Raw genomic sequence first — 16,012 nt, 5'->3', positions numbered from 1 at the left:
GACTTCCATGCCGAACCCGCGCCCCGAGGCCCTTGATTTCCTGCTCACCCGCCGCTCCCGCCCGGCCAAGACGCTGACCGCGCCCTGGCCCGCGCGCGCCGATCTGGGCCCGCTGCTGGAAGCCGCCGCGCGCACGCCGGATCATGGCAAGCTCGAACCCTGGCGCTTCATCGTGCTGGAAGAGGCCGCCCTGCAGCGGCTTGCGGCGCTGGTGGAAAGCCGCGGCGTGGCGCTTGGGCTGGAGGCCGAAGCCATCGAGAAGGCCCGCCGCCAATATGCCGATGCGGGCCTCGTGGTGGCCGTGGTGGAAAGCCCGAAAGCGAGCGAGAAGATCCCCGCCATAGAGCAGACCTATTCCGCCGGTGCCGTCTGCCTCGCGCTGCTGAACGCTGCGCTGGCGGCTGGCTGGGGCGCGAACTGGCTCTCCGGCTGGGCCAGCCACGACCGCGCTTTCGTCGCCGAGGGCCTTGGCCTTGCCGCGCACGAGCGCATCGCGGGGATGATCCACATCGGCACCGAGACCAATGCCCCGCCCGAGCGCCCGCGCCCGGATCTGGCGGCGATCACGCAATGGGTAGACGCCTGATGTTTCGTGATTTCTCCCTCGCGCTGAACCAGATCGGCGATCCGCGCTTTCGCAAGGTGCTGCTGCTCGGCGTCGGCCTGACCGTCGCGCTGCTGTTCGGGCTCACCGTGGTCTTCATGTATGGCGTGGCCTGGCTTGTGCCGGAAAGCGTCTCACTGCCCTTCGTGGGGCAGATCACATGGGTCGGCGATGCGCTCTCCTGGGCGATGATCCCCGTGATGATGGGGCTGTCCGTCTTCCTGATGGTGCCGGTGGCGGCGGCCTTCATGGGGCTCTTTCTCGAAGAGGTCTCCGAGGCGGTGGAAGAGCGCCACTATCCTCACCTACCGCCCGTGGAGCGCATTCCGCTGGCCGAAACCATCCGCGATGCGGCCGGGTTTCTGGGCGTGCTGATCCTCGCCAACCTCGTGGCGCTGGTGCTTTACATTTTCTTCGCCCCGCTCGCGCCGATCATCTTCTGGCTGCTGAACGGCTTCCTTCTGGGGCGGGAATATTTCCAGCTCGTGGCCATGCGCCGCGTGGGCCGGGCGCAAGCGGCGGTGCTGCGGCGGGAGTTCGCGCCGCAGATCTGGGTGTCCGGCGCGCTGATGGCGGTGCCGCTGTCGATCCCGATCGTGAACCTGCTGATCCCGGTGCTGGGCGCGGCGACCTTCACCCACCTGTTCCACCGGCTGACGGGAACGCAGGCCAAGACCTAGGCACCTCTGGATGGTCGCCTGCCACTCCAGTAGAAGGCACACGGCCGCCCGCCCCTTCCGCCCGTCCCATGGCGGGCGCTCAGAGCACTTAGTCGCGGATCACTCCGCGGAAGTTCAATCCGCCAGCGTGCTCGCCGGCGGGCCCATGCGGTTATACCAGTCCAGATCGCGCACGCTGATCACGCCGGAAATGATGATCCCAGCGATGATCACGAAGAGCACCGTTGTCACCAGCGTGACGATCTTCGTCTTCCGCTTGAGATCGGGGTTCAGGGGCGCGGATTTCGGCGTGCCTTCCACCACCGCACCGCTCTCGCCCTGCGTTTTCAGTCGGATCGGCAGCACGATGAACAGCACCATGAACCAGATCACGGCATAGAGGACGAGGGCGGCGGTGATGGTCATGGCTCAGACTTGCTCCAGTTCGACGAGGCAGCCGTTGAAATCCTTCGGATGCAGGAACAGCACGGGCTTGCCATGCGCCCCGATCTTGGGATCACCGCTGCCCAGAACCCGCGCGCCTTCGGCCTTCAGGTGATCGCGGGCGGCGAGGATGTCCTCGACCTCGTAGCAGATGTGGTGAATGCCGCCGGCCGGGTTCTTCTCCAGAAACCCGTTGATCGGGCTTTCGTCGCCCAGCGGATACAGCAGCTCGATCTTGGTGTTGGGCAGTTCGATGAACACCACGGTCACACCGTGATCGGGCTCATCCTGCGGCGCGCCGACTTTGGCCCCCAGCGTGTTGCGGTATTGGGCCGATGCCGCTTCCAGATCCGGAACGGCAATGGCCACATGATTCAGACGACCGATCATCTCGGCTCTCCTCTCTCTCGCGCTCTCAAGCGCGGGTTATGCCCGCGCCCCTGCCCTGCCGCAAGCGCTGCGGTGCCGCAGGCGGGCGGGTTTAACCCGGCGTTAGTCATGGCGCGATTTAATGCGCGGGGCGCGGAAGAACAGCCCGCACGCCACGTCATGCCCCGGATGGAAGGAGATGCCAGATGCCCGGCTCGCACACCCAACAGACGCGCCCGCCCTTGGCCGGGCTCACGATGCTGCTGGTGGAGGACAGCCGCTTCGCAAGCGACGCGATCCGCCTGATGTGCCGCGCCCTTGGCCTGCGGATGCGGCGGGCCGACAGCCTCTCGGCGGCCTGGCGCCATCTGGCGCGCAGCCGCCCGGATGTGCTGCTCGCCGATCTGGGCCTGCCCGACGGCAGCGGGCTCGCACTGCTCTCCCGGCTGCGCAGCCACAGCCCACGACCGCTGGCGCTGCTGGCCACCAGCGGTGATCCGGAGCTGCGCGGTGCTGCGCTGGAGGCCGGGGCGGATGGCTTCATCGAAAAACCTATTCCCTCGCTGTCGGGGTTCGAAGCCGCCCTGCGCAAGGCGCTGCCGCCCGGCACCCCTTGGGCGGAGCCGCCGGGCGATTGGCCGCGTCTGCCGACCGTGCTTGAGCAGAACGGCGAGGCCGCGCCTCCCCCCGACAGCCTCGCCTATTTCGACGATCTGCGCCGCGCCCGGCACGGGTTGGCGGCGATCCGCGCGGGGCTGCCAGCCGCTGGAAAGGTAAGCGCAGCGCCCAGCGAGGAGATGCGCGCAAGCTACCTGGCCCGGTTTGTCCATGGTCTTGCCCGCGGTGCCGCCGATCCGGCCCTTGAGCAGGCGGCGAAAGCCCTGCCCTCCAGCCCCCGGCGCGGCGCGCCGGAGCTGACGCAGCTGTTTCACCTCGTGGAGGAACGCCTGCGCGACCGCCCGCCGATCTGAAATGCCGCTCTTAGCCCCGTTCCCGCGCCTTTCGGGCCGGATCCTGCGCCACCAGAATGGGCGCGGTGAGGGCCGTGAGAGACTGGCGCTGCTGGCCGTCGGAGGTGAAATTCTCCGGCGCAAGCCAGCTGTCATAGGCGGTGCTCAGGGCGGGCCAGTCGCCGTCGGTGGCGGCGAACCACGCCGTATCGCGGTTGCGCCCCTTCACGATGGTGGCCTGCCGGAAGGTGCCTTCATAGCTCAAGCCCAGCCGCTCCGCCGCACGGCGTGAGCCCGCGTTGAGCGCATCGCATTTCCACTCGAACCGGCGATAGCCGGCCTCCATCGCCCAGCGGATCATCAGGGTAAGCGCCTCTGTCGCGGCGCGGGTGCCCTGCAGGCGGGGGGAAAGGTTGATGTGGCCCAGCTCGATGCTGCCCACCTCGGGCGCGATGCGCAGGTAGCTTGCCACGCCGCCCCAGAGCCCGCTGTCCTGATCGCGGATCGCGTAGAACATCGGGTCTGACCCCGGTGCCATAGCCTCGACCCACGCGCTATAGGCCTCAACCGTGTCAAAGGGGCCATAGGGCAGGTAATCCCAGATCCGGGCATCGGCGCTGTTGGCGGCGAAAAGCGGCGCCGCATGGGCTTTGGCCGAGAGCCGCTCCAGCCGCGCGTAGCGCCCTTCAAGCACCGAAGGCCCGGGCGCGGGAGCGGGTGTCCAGCCTGTGAGGATGTCCCCGACGGGGCGGTGGCTGTCCATGGCAGTGTCCTTTCCTTGGCCGCAAACCCAGCCATCAGGACAGGATTACTCCGCCGATGTCCACCACCGCTGACCTCACAGGATCACGTTCGGCCGCGCGCCCATGTCGAGGCCGGGGAAGACGGTCTGTTCCAGCACCGATTGTTCGGTGCCGAAGAGCCCCTGAATGGCCATAGCCGCATAGGTGCGCACGTCCTCGGTGGGCAGAAGATCGCGTTCCTTATAGAGGTCAGACGCCCCAAGCCCCGGCCATTTGCCATAGACTTTCCCGCCGCGCACCGCACCGCCGGCCATGAGCATCAGCCCGCCGGTGCCGTGATCGGTGCCCCGGCTGCCGTTCTCCCGCGCGGTGCGGCCGAATTCCGTCATAGCCACCACGGCCGTTTTTTCCCAGACCGGGCCAAGCTCGGCCTGCAGCGTGAGCAGCACGTCCTCAAGCTGGCCCAGCGAGCGTGCCAGCAGGCGTTTCTGATCGCGGTGGGTGTCCCAGTTGTTGAGCGAGAAGGCGGCGATGCGGGTGTCTTCGCGCAGCTGGCTGGCGGTGAACTCGGCCAGTTTCACATGGCCCTTGCCCTTGCGGCTCTCGGCCACGCCCTCGCTCATGTCCTGCAGCATGTCGCCGAAATCCTCCGGCACCTCGGCGTCCGGGTCGATCGCGGCGGCCAGATCCATCGCCTCGGCGGCGTTGTCGGCAAAGAGCGGATCATCATGGGCGACAAGCTCCAGAAGCCGCCGCGCCTGCGCCGAAAGCGCGAGCCGCGCATCCGGCGCCCAGTTGGACACGTCCGCCTCCCCGGCGAGGATCGCCAGATCCTCGCGGCCAACGGCAAAGGCGGTACGCACATCATGGCCAGGGGCTTCCAGCAACAGCCGGTTGAGCCAGCCGCTGCGCGCGGTGCCCACGCCCGGCACGGTGTCGCCGCCCGCCTCGAGCATGTCCTGCCCGTCGAAATGGCTGCGCTTGTCCCGGTAGGGGGTGGAAACGGCATGGGCGAAGGCCAGCTGGCCCGCGTCCCACATCGGGCGCAGGCCGGTGAGCGCGGGGTGCAGGGCGTAGAAACCATCCAGATCGCGGGGGCCAAGCTCCTTTTCCGGGGCGAGCCCGGCGCGCAGGGCGGCAAAGCCCGGATCGCCATAGGGGCGGGCCACATCCAGCCCGTCCATCCCGCCGCGCAGGATGATCACCACGAGCCGGTTGTCCCACGGGGCGGAGGCGAAGGTGACGGGGGTGATCAGCGGGCTGGCGGCGGCCGAACAGCCAAGGGCCGAGGCGCGCAGCAGGAAGTTCCGACGTGTCAGCAGGCGCATGGGGGCCTCCTATCGGCGTTGAAAGGCAGGGGAAGCGAGCACGAGGCCGATGGCTTCCCAGCGGGTTTCGGCGTTTTGGGCGGCGAAGGCGATTTCCGGGGTCAACCGCTGCCCCAGTGCGGTTTCCGCGAAGGTGAGCGGATCGGGCAGATCGCGCTGCAGCACCTGCGGCACCGTCATCGCCCATTGGATGCGGCCCGCGAGCCCCTGCGGCGTGATCCAGTCCTCCGCCGCTTCGGGCCAGCCATCGGGGCCGGACGGCGCGCGCCACGGCTGGTGCATCCCGGCCAAGGGCGCAAGGAACAGAAGCTGCAGCCGGTTGGTTTTCAACCCGCGCAAGGCGTCATGCCCAAGCCCCAGCGCCCGCAGCGCGGAGGCGACGTAATCGGCGGGCGGCTTCACCTTGCTGTCGGGGTGGCCCCATGCGGCGGGGTGCTCCAGCAGGGCGGCATAGGTTGGCATCAGCGCACCGCCGCTTTCGGTGAACGCGCGGGCCACATGGGCCACGTGATCTGCATCGGGCGTATCAGAGACGAAATGCACCACGAACTTGCGCGCGATGTGGCGTGCGGTGTCGGGGTGCGTTGCCACGGCATCCAGAAAGCGCAGCATCTCGGCCTCGTTGCTCTCCGGCTCGCCGTAGCGCACCCCAAGGACGGTTTTGGTGCCGGGGTCCGCCACATTGGCGCGATACATGAAGCCACCGTTGCGCGCACTGAAGCCCGCGCCGGTCAGCAGCCGCGCCAGTTCACGCACATCGCTTTGGGTGTAGGTGCCTTCCACGCCCAGCGTGTGCAGCTCCAGCAACTCGCGGGCAAGGTTCTCGTTCAGCCCGCGCGCGTTCTTCTTCGCGGCCTGCGAATTGGGGCCGACAGATGCGTTCTGGTCCAGGTAGAGCTGCATCATGGGGTGCAGGGCGGCAGCACGCAGGAGCTGGGCGAAATTGCCTGTCAGATGCGGGCGAATGGCTTCTTCGAGGTAGCTCGCCTGTGCGGCTTCGGCGGGCGGGTAACGGCCCACGGCGGTGAAGTGATCGGCCCAGAACCACGCCAGCCGCTCGCGGAACCCATCCGACGTTTCGGCGGCGCGGGCCAGCTCGGCGCGAAAACCGTCCCGCCTGTCAGCATTCAGTTGGCGGCGATAGCTGCGGATCTCTTCGATGGCGGCGCGTTCAGCCGCCGCGTCCCCTGATTTCTGCGTCTGCCGCCGCGCCTTGCTGCGCGCGTTGAACGCCTGAAACGTGTCGAGCCTTTCAGTGAAACTCTGGATCGGGAGCGCCTCGGCCACCACATCAGGGCCTTGCAGCGCGGCAAGCATGGCCGCCACGCTCTGGGGCGGCGCAAGGGTGGGCGACAGGCCGGTGCCGAAGCGGATGGCGGCGGTCTCTGGATCGAACATGGCAGGCGGGACTCGGGCTGCTGGGCGCTCAAATGGCGCGTTCATCAAGTGTAACCCAAGGCAGGGCATGGCGCGCAGGGATTTCGCACGGGCAGCGCGGGTTTTCGCCGTCACGATTGCGTCAATCGGCAGGAAGCGGCGCAAAAGGGCAGCCCGCACAGAAAAAGGCCCCAGCAAAAGTGCCGGGGCCTTGAATACTTGACTGCTGCGCAGGGATCACTCCTGCGGGATCACCCGCAGGCTCAGCTCGCGCAGCTGTTCGTTCTGCGGCGCGCTGGGGGCGGCCATCATCAGATCCTCGGCGCGCTGGTTCATCGGGAACATCATCACTTCGCGGATGTTGGCCTCTTCGGCGAGCAGCATCACGATGCGGTCCACGCCAGCGGCACAGCCACCGTGCGGCGGGGCGCCGTAGTGGAAGGCCTGATAGAGCGCGCCGAAGCGGCTCTTCACCTCATCCTCGCCGTAACCGGCCAGCTCAAAGGCTTTCAGCATGATCTCGGGCTTGTGGTTGCGGATCGCGCCGGACACCAGCTCGTAGCCGTTGCAAGCCAGATCGTACTGGAAGCCCTTCACCTGCAGCGGATCGCCGTTGAGCGCCTCCAGCCCGCCTTGCGGCATGGAGAAGGGGTTGTGCTCGAAATCGATCTCGCCGGTTTCCTCGTCCTGCTCGTAGATCGGGAAATCCACGATCCAGGCGAAGGCGAAGCGATCCTGCTCGGTCAGGCCAAGCTCATCGCCGATCACGGTGCGGGCCTTGCCGGCGACCTTTTCAAAGGCCTTGGGCTTGCCACCGAGGAAGAAGGCCGCATCGCCCACGTTCAGCCCCAGCTGCTGGCGGATCGCCTCGGTGCGCTCCGGGCCGATGTTCTTGGCGAGCGGACCGGCGGCTTCCATGCCGTTCTCACCTTCGCGCCAAAAAATATAGCCCATGCCCGGCAGGCCTTCTCCTTGGGCGAATTTGTTCATCCGGTCGCAGAATTTGCGGCTGCCGCCCGTCGGGGCTGGGATGGCGCGGATCTCGGTGCCCTCCTGCTCCAGCAGCTTGGCGAAGATCGCAAAGCCCGAGCCGCGGAAGTGCTCGCTCACCACCTGCATCTTGATCGGGTTGCGGAGGTCCGGCTTGTCGGAGCCATACCAGAGCGCCGCATCGCGGTAGGAGATCTGCGGCCACTCGGCGGGGTTGTCCACTTTCTTACCGCCGCCGAATTCCTCGAAGACGCCCGCCAGCACAGGCGAGATCGTGTCGAACACATCCTGCTGGGTGACGAAGCTCATCTCAAGATCAAGCTGGTAGAAATCGGTGGGCGAGCGGTCCGCGCGCGGGTCTTCATCGCGGAAGCAGGGCGCGATCTGGAAATACTTGTCGTAGCCCGAGACCATGATCAGCTGTTTGAACTGCTGCGGCGCCTGCGGCAGCGCGTAGAACTTGCCGGGGTGCAGGCGGGAGGGCACGAGGAAATCGCGCGCGCCTTCCGGCGACGAGGCGGTGATGATCGGCGTCTGGAACTCGCGGAAACCCTTGTCCCACATGCGCTTGCGCATGGAGGCCACCACGTCGGAGCGCATCTTCATGTTGGTTTGAAGCTTCTCGCGGCGCAGATCGAGGTAGCGGTACTTCAGGCGGGTTTCTTCCGGATATTCCTGATCGCCGAAGACCATCAGCGGCAGTTCCTCGGCCTTGCCCAGAACTTCAAGATCGCGGATGAACACCTCGATCTCGCCGGTGGGGATCGCCGGGTTCACGAGGCTTTCGTCCCGCGCCATGACGTTGCCGTCGATGCGGATGCACCACTCGCTGCGCACCTTTTCCAGCGCGGCAAACACCGGGCTGTCCGGGTCCGCCATCACCTGGGTGATACCGTAGTGATCGCGCAGGTCGATGAACAGCAGGCCGCCGTGATCGCGCACCCGATGAACCCAGCCCGAAAGCCGGACCGTCTGGCCAACGTGATCCTTGTTGAGCTCTGCGCAGGTGTGGCTGCGATATGCGTGCATGATGCTCCCTTCCCGGGCGTGTCTGTATGGTTGGGCGCCGGTACATATGAGGCGGGGCGGGTTGTCAAGGCGGCAGTGGCCCTCGTGGCCCTTCGCCTGCACGCTTTCAGGCGCTTTCCGTCGCGATCACGATTTATGTCAGCTATATTGACGTAAATGCATCCCCATGCGAGCGTTTGCCCGATCGCATCGCCAAGGGAGGCTCTGATGGAGTGGCACAGCGTATTTGCAAGCCGGATGGGCCGCATGAAGGCCAGCGAGATCCGCGAGCTTCTGAAGCTGCTGGATCAGCCCGAAGTGATCTCCTTCGCGGGCGGCATCCCCGATCCGGCGCTGTTTCCGGCGGAAGCCTTCCGGGCGGCCTTTGAGAAGATCTTCGCCACCGGTGCGTCTGCGGCGCTGCAATATTCTGTCTCCGAGGGCCACAGGCCCCTGCGTGATTGGATCGCGGGCGAGATGGGCCGCATCGGCGTGCCCTGCACGCGCGAGAACATCCTGATCACCTCTGGCAGCCAGCAGGCGCTGGATTACCTCGGCAAGCTGCTGCTCTCCCCCGGCGACACGGCGCTTCTGGGCTGGCCCACCTACCTTGGCGCGCTCGGCGCCTTCAACGCCTATGAGCCGCGCTACGATCAGCTCACCCCCGGCGGCAACCGCGGCGCGGAGGCCTATCGGCAGGCCGCCGAAGCTGCGGGAAGCACGGTGAAATTTGCCTATGTCTCCGCCGATTTCGCCAACCCAACGGGCGAAACCCTCTCTCTGCGCGAGCGCGAAAGCCTGCTGGATCTGGCAGAAGCGCTGGACATCCCCCTCCTTGAAGACGCCGCCTATCAGGCCCTGCGCTACCGGGGCGAGGCGATCCCACCAATCCTGAGCCTTGATGTGGCCCGTTCAGGCAGCATCGAAGCCGCGCGCACGATCTATTGCGGCAGCTTCTCCAAAACGCTCTCGCCGGGCTTACGCGTCGGCTGGGTCTGCGCCCCGCAGGCCGTCATCGCGCGGCTGGTGCTAATGAAACAGGCCGCCGACCTGCATTCGGCCACGCTCAACCAGATGGCCGTCGCAGAGGTGGCGCAGACGATCTACGCCGAACACACCGAAATGCTGCGCGACACCTACGCCACCCGCTGCGCCGCCATGCTCGCCGCGCTCACGGCGCATATGCCGGAGGGCGTCACGTGGTCCGATCCTGAAGGCGGCATGTTCGTCTGGCTCACCCTGCCGCGCGGGATGGACGCAGCAGAGCTGCTGAAACAGGCGCTTGAGCAGGAGCGCATCGCCTTCGTGCCCGGCGGAGCTTTCTTCGCCGACGGCTCCGGCCGCAACACCCTGCGCCTGAGCTTCTCCCGCGCCACGCCGGAGAAGATCGAGACCGGCATGCAGCGGCTCGGCAAAGTGCTGCGCGCGGCGCTGGTGGCCGCCTAAAGCTTCCGCGCCACCACGAAACGGCTGGGTGTGCGCTTCTTCGGGTAATCCCCGCGCTCGATGATCTCGAAGCCAGCCGCCGAAATGGCAGCCTCCACCTCCTCGGGCGTCAGGAAGGCCACATAGGGGGCCTTGCCCACCGCCCGCATGGCGCTGATCACGGGTTTCAGATACCACGCCCCCCCAAGGCAGACGCTTTTCGAAATGAAATGCCCGCCCGGCTTCAGGATCCGGTGCACATCGGCCAGCGATGCCGGGAGATCCGGGAGCAGATGCAGCAGGTTAAAGGCCAGCACCGTGTCATAGGCGGCATCCGCGAATTGCGCATCCGGGATCGCCGCCTGCAGGTGGCGCAGGTTGCGCACCCCCGCCTGTGCGGCCTTGGCCCGGCCGATCTCCACCATCCCGTGGGAGAAATCGCTCGCGGTATACTCCGCAACCTGCCCGGCCAGCAGCAGGGCAGTGGAGGCGGTGCCGCAGCCCAGCTCCAGCACCTTGTCCTGCGCGCCCAGATAGGCACGGGTGCGGGCGAGAGTCGCCTCATAGGCGGGCATATCCTTGATCGGGCTCTTGCTGTAGCGCTCCGAAAGCGCATCCCAGAACTGGCTGGCGTCGGCCATGGCTCTCTCCTGTCTCTGTTGGAGGCAAAGATAGCGCCCACTGCGACTTACGCCCATCGGCGAAATCCGTTGCCAGCTCATGCGTATATGCATGGCCCCGCCGCGCCGCGCGCCCTTGCTCCGCAGGGGATCAAGCGCCTATCACTTGGAGATGAATTGGCAGGCCATCTCCTTTGACTGGAACCAGATCCGCGCCTTCCTCGCCACGGTGGAGGAGGGCTCGCTCTCGGCGGCGGCCCGCGCGCTGGGGCAGACCCAGCCCACGCTGGGCCGGCAGGTCGCCGCGCTGGAGGAAAGCCTCGGCGTGGTGCTGTTTGAACGCACCGGCAAGGCGCTCACCCTCACACCGTCCGGCCTTGAACTGCTGGACCACGTGCGCGCCATGGGCGAAGCGGCGAGCCGCATCTCGCTGGCGGCCTCGGGCCAGTCGCAGGCGGTGGAAGGGCGCGTCGCGATCTCCTGCACCGATGTCTTCGCCGCTTATATCCTGCCGCCGCTGCTGCATGCGATCCAGCAGAGCGCGCCGGGGATCGAGATCACCGTCGTCGCCGAAAACGCGCTTTCCGATCTGCTGCGCCGCGAGGCCGATATCGCCATCCGCCACGTGCGCCCCGAACAGCCCGACCTGATCGCCCGCCGCCTGCCCGATTCCGAAGCCTTCGTCTACGCCACCCCCGCCTACCTCGACAGCCTCGGCCGCCCCCTCACAAACGCCACCCTCGAACAGGCGCGGCTCGTGAGCATCGGCGACAGCGCCCAGATGCGGGCCATCTTTGCCGCGCAAGGGGTTACCTTAAGTGAAGAAAACGTCCGCCTCACCTCCACCAGCGGCATCGCCGGCTGGGAGATGGTGCGCCACGGGCTCGGCATCATGCCAATGGAGCGCCGTGTCGCCGAGGCCTGCGGCGGCCTGGAATCCGTCTTCCCCGACATGGCCCCGATCCCGGTGCCGATCTGGCTCACCACCCACCGTGAATTGCACACCAGCCGCCGCATCCGGCTCACCTACGATCTGCTCTACGATCAGCTCTCCGCCCTTCTGCGCGCAGGCCGCAGGCCCTGAACGGGGCCCCCTTCCTCTCGCTCCAAATACCTCGGAGCGCGAGGCAGAGCCTCGCAAAAATCTGTTTCCCAAACAAAAAACCCGGGCGCGAACGCCCGGGCAGTGTGTAAAGACTGACAGGAAGGGTGATCAGCCTTTGGAGAAATCGGGATAGGCTTCCATGCCCAGTTCCGCCATGTCGAGACCGTTGATCTCGTCCTCTTCGGAGACGCGGATGCCCATGATCCCCTTCAGGATGATCCAGACGATCAGCGACACCACGAAGACGAAGGCGCCGATGGCTGCGAAGCCGATGATCTGGGTCACGAAGGAGGTGCCTTCGGTGTAGACCGGAACAACCAGCGTGCCCCAGAAACCGGCCACGAGGTGCACCGGGATGGCGCCGACAACGTCATCGATCTTGAACTTGTCGAGCATCGGCACGACGAAGACCACGATGATACCACCCACGGCACCGATCCAGAGCGCGCCGAAGAGCGAGGGATCGAGCGGGCCGGCGGTGATGGACACGAGGCCAGCCAGAGCGCCGTTGAGCACCATGGTGAGGTCCGGCTTCTTGTAGAGGATCTGCGTCATGAACAGGGCGGCAACAGCACCGGCAGCGGCAGCCATGTTGGTGTTGGCGAAGATACGGGACACGTCGGTAACGTCACCCACGGTGCCCATGGCCAGCTGCGAGCCGCCGTTGAAGCCGAACCAGCCGAGCCACAGGATGAACGTACCCAGCGTGGCGAGGGCAAGGTTGGAACCCGGCATCGGCACGGTGCGGCCGTCCTTGTATTTGCCGATCCGCGGGCCAAGCACGATGGCCCCTGCGAGAGCGGCAAAACCACCGGCAGCGTGCACCAGCGTGGAGCCGGCGAAGTCAGAGAAGCCCATTTCGGACAGGAAGCCGCCGCCCCACTGCCAGGAGGCCTCGATCGGGTAGATGATGCCCGTCAGGATGGCCACGAAGATCAGGAAGGGCCACAGTTTAATGCGCTCGGCCAGCGTACCGGACACGATGGAGGCCGTGGTGGCGCAGAACATCAGCTGGAAGAAGAAATCCGAACCGACAGAGGCGTAGTCCAGCGCGGCATCGGCGGCATCAAGGCCCACCGGCTCCAGCGAGGTCGGCACGAAGAGCGCGCCCAGCAGGCCCGGGATGGTCCAGCCGTCGCCGGGGTACATTAGGTTGAAGCCCACCAGCCAGTACATGATGGCGGCGATGGAGAAGAGCGAGATGTTCTTCATCAACTGCATCGTCACGTTCTTGGAGCGCACGAGGCCGGCTTCGAGCATGGCAAAGCCCGCCGCCATCCAGAACACGAGGAAGCCGCCGATCAGGAACAGCAGCGTCGTGAAGATATAGGGGTTGATGTCCGGGGCGGCGGCGGCGTCCTGGGCGAAGCCCAGCGCCGGCAGCGCGGCCATGGAACCGGCCAGAAGGAGGGTTTTCGTCAATTTCATCGGTCTCTTAGTCCCTTGTCTGCTACGATTGACGGCTCAAAGCGCGTCTTCGTTGGTCTCGCCTGTCCGCACGCGCACCGCCTGGTTCACGTCGAGGACGAAAATCTTGCCGTCGCCGATCTTGTCGGTTTTCGCGGTGGTCTGGATCGTCTCGACAACTTGGTCGGCCATGGCGGCGCTGACGACGATTTCCAGTTTCACTTTCGGCACGAAGTTCACGGCGTATTCCGCGCCGCGATAGATCTCGGTGTGGCCGGACTGCGAGCCGAAGCCCTTGATCTCGGTCACCATCATGCCGCGAACGCCGATGGACGTGAGCGCTTCGCGCACCTCCTCGAGCTTGAACGGCTTGATTGCTGCAATGATGAGTTTCACTGTCTTCCCCTTCCGGTTGGCAGGCGGGGCCGGTGAGGGCCGGCGCGCCTGCAATTGCACCGAGGGCAGAAGGCGCGGCTTCGGGGCTGTAATCAACAAAAGGTCAGGGGGTCTGCTGCATATCTGCGGGGCAATGTGCCTAATTTTTGCACAAATTGGGCGTAAAGATTAATAATTAAGCAAAAAGGAAAATGCGAATCGGCAGGAACTCGCCGCTCTACATTTCCATTGCTTCAGGGTATCTTTCGGAAAAACACATCAGGTCGCAGAAGGGGCCGCATGAGCAGATCAGGCAAATCCCGCCCGCCCCTGGTGGCGGACAAGCGCTATGGCACGTCGGGCAGCAAAGCCGCGGGCGGCAAGCCCAAGGCTGCGCCGAAGAAGGCCGCCAAGCCCAAGGCCACGGCACGCCGCAAGACAAGCGCGAAGAAGCCCGCACGCCGCCGCAACCCGATCGCCGCCTTCTTCGGCGGGATCTTCTCCTGGATCTTCCGGCTGATCTGGGGCTTCACATGGCGGTTCACGGCTGTGTTGGTGATGCTGATCGGCCTTGGCATAGCCTATTACTATGCCAGCCTGCCCGACGCGCGCGATCTCGTGGACGGGCGCACCCGCGGCTCCGTCACGCTGCTGGATCGGGACGGCCAGGTCTTTGCCTGGCGCGGCGATCAGTTCGGCGGGGTGATCACCGCCGATACGGTCTCTCCACACCTCAAGAACGCGGTGATCGCCACCGAGGACAAACGCTTCTACCGCCATTTCGGCATCAGCCCGCGCGGCGTGGCCGGGGCGATGCGAATCAACATGCGCGAAGGGCGCGGCCCGCTCTCGGGCCACGGCGGTTCCACCATCACCCAGCAAACGGCCAAGCTTCTCTGCTTCGGCACGCCCTATGATCCGGAGTCCGGCCAGACCGAGGCGGAATACGAAAGCGAATGCCGCCGCGGCACCATCGCCCGCAAGGTGAAGGAAGCCATCTACGCCATGGCGATGGAGGCGAAATACTCCAAGGATGAAATCCTTACCATCTACCTGAACCGCGCCTACCTCGGCGCAGGCTCGCGCGGGTTCGAGGCCGCCAGCCAGCGCTACTTCGGCAAATCCGCCAACGAGGTGGACGCCGCCGAAGCCGCGATGCTCGCCGGGTTGCTGACAGCGCCCAGCCGCTTTGCCCCCACCAACAACCTGCAGCGCTCGCAGGACCGCGCCAATGTCATCGTCGGGCTGATGCAGGATCAGGGCTACCTGAGCGTCGCCGAGGCCGACTACGCCCGCACCCACCCGGCGGAGCTCTCCGACGCCGCGCAAGCCCGCGCAGGCGGCTATTTCGCCGATTGGGTGATGGATTCCGGCCCCTCCTTCCTGACCCGCGACACCACCGAAGACGTGATCATCCGCACCACCTTCGATCAGCGCATCCAGAAAGCCGCGGAAGGCGCACTGCAGTACATCTTCGAAGAGAAGGTGCGCGAAGGCTCCAAGGCAGAAGCCGCCATCGTGATCATGAGCGCCGATGGCGCGGTGCGCGCCATGGTGGGCGGGCGCAAGACGAAGGTCTCCGGTGCCTTCAACCGCGCCACGCAAGCCCTGCGCCAGACGGGCTCGGCCTTCAAACCCTTCGTCTATGCCGCCGCGCTGGATCTCGGCTACACCCCGCTCGACACGATCCTCGACGCACCGCTCACGATCAACGTGCCGGGCTCAGGCGCGTGGTCGCCCAAGAACTACAGCCGCGAGTTCTACGGCGAGGTCACACTCACCGAATCGCTGGCGAAATCGCTCAACACCTCCACCGTCCGCCTGTCCGAAGCGGTCGGGCGGGAGAACGTGAGCACCGTGGCACGGGATTTCGGCCTTGAGAACGATCTCGCCCCCGGCCCCGCCATCGCGCTCGGCACCTCCGAAACCACCCTGATCGAGATGACGGGTGCCTATGCGGGCATCCTGAACGGCGGTCGCAGCGTGGAGCCCTACGGCATCATGGAACTGCGCCTGCAGGGCGACGATGCGCCGCTCTCCGGTCAGGATGGCGGCATGGGCGAACGGGTGATCTCCGAAACCGCCGCCGGCGGGCTCATCTACATGATGAACAAGGTCATCGAACAGGGCACCGGGCAACGCGCCCGCCTCGGCGAGCGCCCGGCCGCCGGCAAGACCGGCACCTCCCAATCGGCGCGCGACGCCTGGTTCATCGGCTTCACCGCCGATTACGTGGCCGGGATCTGGATGGGCTATGACGACAACACCCCTCTCACCGGAGTCACCGGCGGTGGTCTACCGGCAGAAATCTGGCGCGAAACCATGGTACGGGTCCATGAAGGTGTCCCCGTCAGCCCGCTGCCGATGATCGTGCCCAGCGCCCCCGCCAAAGCCCCGGCCGTCGCCCAGCAGCAAAAACGCAAGCAGAACCCGGCAAACGTGGCCGAACAGGTGATCCTCGAAGTGCTGGGCACCATCCTCGGCGGCAACTGACACAGCCCCATTCCTCTCGCGTCAAATACCTCGGGGGGAGTCGCCCGCAAGGGCGGCGGGGGGCAGAGCCCCCCTCCCCCTTCGCCCTTACCACCAAGGCGGTCAGGCTGGGGAC

The 16,012-nt window shown here is 66.2% G+C and carries 15 protein-coding genes; 6 read left to right on the top strand and 9 right to left on the bottom strand.

Features of this window, described 5'->3' with window-relative positions; genetic code table 11:
* Positions 1 to 7: 7 nt before the first annotated feature.
* The gene (locus tag KVX96_RS03400; RefSeq protein ID WP_261192827.1) at positions 8 to 586 is read left to right on the top strand and encodes a nitroreductase; all 579 of its coding nucleotides are present in this window, start codon (positions 8 to 10) and stop codon (positions 584 to 586) included.
* Complete coding sequence (locus KVX96_RS03395; RefSeq protein ID WP_261192825.1) at positions 571 to 1,284, top strand: EI24 domain-containing protein; 714 nt, start codon at positions 571 to 573, stop codon at positions 1,282 to 1,284. The genes KVX96_RS03400 and KVX96_RS03395 overlap by 16 nt, the downstream gene beginning before the upstream one ends.
* A gap of 114 nt (positions 1,285 to 1,398) precedes the next feature.
* On the opposite strand, the gene KVX96_RS03390 is transcribed toward KVX96_RS03395, so the two are convergent.
* Both KVX96_RS03390 and mce read right to left on the bottom strand, forming a co-directional pair.
* Positions 1,399 to 1,689, bottom strand: a complete 291-nt coding sequence (locus tag KVX96_RS03390; protein WP_261192824.1) for a DUF1467 family protein — start codon at positions 1,687 to 1,689, stop codon at positions 1,399 to 1,401.
* A gap of 3 nt (positions 1,690 to 1,692) precedes the next feature.
* Positions 1,693 to 2,097 carry a methylmalonyl-CoA epimerase gene (gene mce / locus KVX96_RS03385; protein WP_261192823.1) on the bottom strand — a complete coding sequence of 135 codons (405 nt, stop codon included), beginning with the start codon at positions 2,095 to 2,097 and terminating at the stop codon, positions 1,693 to 1,695.
* Positions 2,098 to 2,282: 185 nt separating this feature from the next.
* On the opposite strand from mce, the gene KVX96_RS03380 reads away from it, so the two are divergent.
* Positions 2,283 to 3,047 carry a response regulator gene (locus KVX96_RS03380; protein WP_261192822.1) on the top strand — a complete coding sequence of 255 codons (765 nt, stop codon included), beginning with the start codon at positions 2,283 to 2,285 and terminating at the stop codon, positions 3,045 to 3,047.
* A 10-nt stretch (positions 3,048 to 3,057) separates the two neighbouring features.
* Here the strand turns inward: KVX96_RS03380 and KVX96_RS03375 are convergent, their stop codons facing one another.
* The 4 genes from KVX96_RS03375 to aspS form a co-directional block, all read right to left on the bottom strand.
* Entirely contained in the window at positions 3,058 to 3,789 is a 732-nt protein-coding gene (locus KVX96_RS03375; RefSeq protein ID WP_261192821.1) for a GNAT family N-acetyltransferase, read from the bottom strand.
* Positions 3,790 to 3,864: 75 nt separating this feature from the next.
* The gene (locus tag KVX96_RS03370; protein ID WP_261192820.1) at positions 3,865 to 5,097 is read right to left on the bottom strand and encodes a DUF1501 domain-containing protein; all 1,233 of its coding nucleotides are present in this window, start codon (positions 5,095 to 5,097) and stop codon (positions 3,865 to 3,867) included.
* A gap of 9 nt (positions 5,098 to 5,106) precedes the next feature.
* A complete protein-coding gene (locus tag KVX96_RS03365; RefSeq protein ID WP_261192819.1) occupies positions 5,107 to 6,495 on the bottom strand; it encodes a DUF1800 family protein in 1,389 nt (462 codons plus the stop codon).
* Positions 6,496 to 6,711: 216 nt separating this feature from the next.
* Positions 6,712 to 8,493 carry an aspartate--tRNA ligase gene (gene aspS / locus KVX96_RS03360; protein WP_261192818.1) on the bottom strand — a complete coding sequence of 594 codons (1,782 nt, stop codon included), beginning with the start codon at positions 8,491 to 8,493 and terminating at the stop codon, positions 6,712 to 6,714.
* Between the two features lie 207 nt (positions 8,494 to 8,700).
* Here aspS and KVX96_RS03355 point away from each other — a divergent pair, with 207 nt between their 5' ends.
* Positions 8,701 to 9,918 carry a PLP-dependent aminotransferase family protein gene (locus KVX96_RS03355; RefSeq protein ID WP_261192817.1) on the top strand — a complete coding sequence of 406 codons (1,218 nt, stop codon included), beginning with the start codon at positions 8,701 to 8,703 and terminating at the stop codon, positions 9,916 to 9,918.
* Here KVX96_RS03355 and KVX96_RS03350 read toward each other — a convergent pair.
* Positions 9,915 to 10,538, bottom strand: a complete 624-nt coding sequence (locus KVX96_RS03350; protein ID WP_261192816.1) for a class I SAM-dependent methyltransferase — start codon at positions 10,536 to 10,538, stop codon at positions 9,915 to 9,917. The two genes, KVX96_RS03355 and KVX96_RS03350, sit on opposite strands and share 4 nt — an antisense overlap.
* A gap of 151 nt (positions 10,539 to 10,689) precedes the next feature.
* Between KVX96_RS03350 and KVX96_RS03345 the strand changes: the two genes are divergently transcribed.
* A complete protein-coding gene (locus tag KVX96_RS03345) occupies positions 10,690 to 11,601 on the top strand; it encodes a LysR family transcriptional regulator (RefSeq protein WP_261192815.1) in 912 nt (303 codons plus the stop codon).
* Between the two features lie 129 nt (positions 11,602 to 11,730).
* Here KVX96_RS03345 and amt read toward each other — a convergent pair whose 3' ends face one another.
* Both amt and KVX96_RS03335 read right to left on the bottom strand, forming a co-directional pair.
* Positions 11,731 to 13,050: an ammonium transporter gene (gene amt, locus KVX96_RS03340; protein ID WP_261192813.1), complete on the bottom strand. Its 1,320-nt coding sequence runs from the start codon at positions 13,048 to 13,050 to the stop codon at positions 11,731 to 11,733.
* 36 nt (positions 13,051 to 13,086) lie between these two features.
* The gene (locus KVX96_RS03335) at positions 13,087 to 13,425 is read right to left on the bottom strand and encodes a P-II family nitrogen regulator (protein ID WP_085869927.1); all 339 of its coding nucleotides are present in this window, start codon (positions 13,423 to 13,425) and stop codon (positions 13,087 to 13,089) included.
* Between the two features lie 279 nt (positions 13,426 to 13,704).
* Between KVX96_RS03335 and KVX96_RS03330 the strand changes: the two genes are divergently transcribed.
* On the top strand, positions 13,705 to 15,897 hold the full coding sequence (locus KVX96_RS03330; protein WP_261192812.1) for a transglycosylase domain-containing protein: 2,193 nt from the start codon (positions 13,705 to 13,707) through the stop codon (positions 15,895 to 15,897).
* Positions 15,898 to 16,012 lie beyond the last annotated feature (115 nt).

It is taken from the genome of Pseudoruegeria sp. SHC-113, from assembly GCF_025376885.1.
Taxonomy (GTDB): Bacteria; Pseudomonadota; Alphaproteobacteria; order Rhodobacterales; family Rhodobacteraceae; genus Pseudoruegeria.
This window is presented reverse-complemented; position numbering and strand designations above follow the sequence as displayed.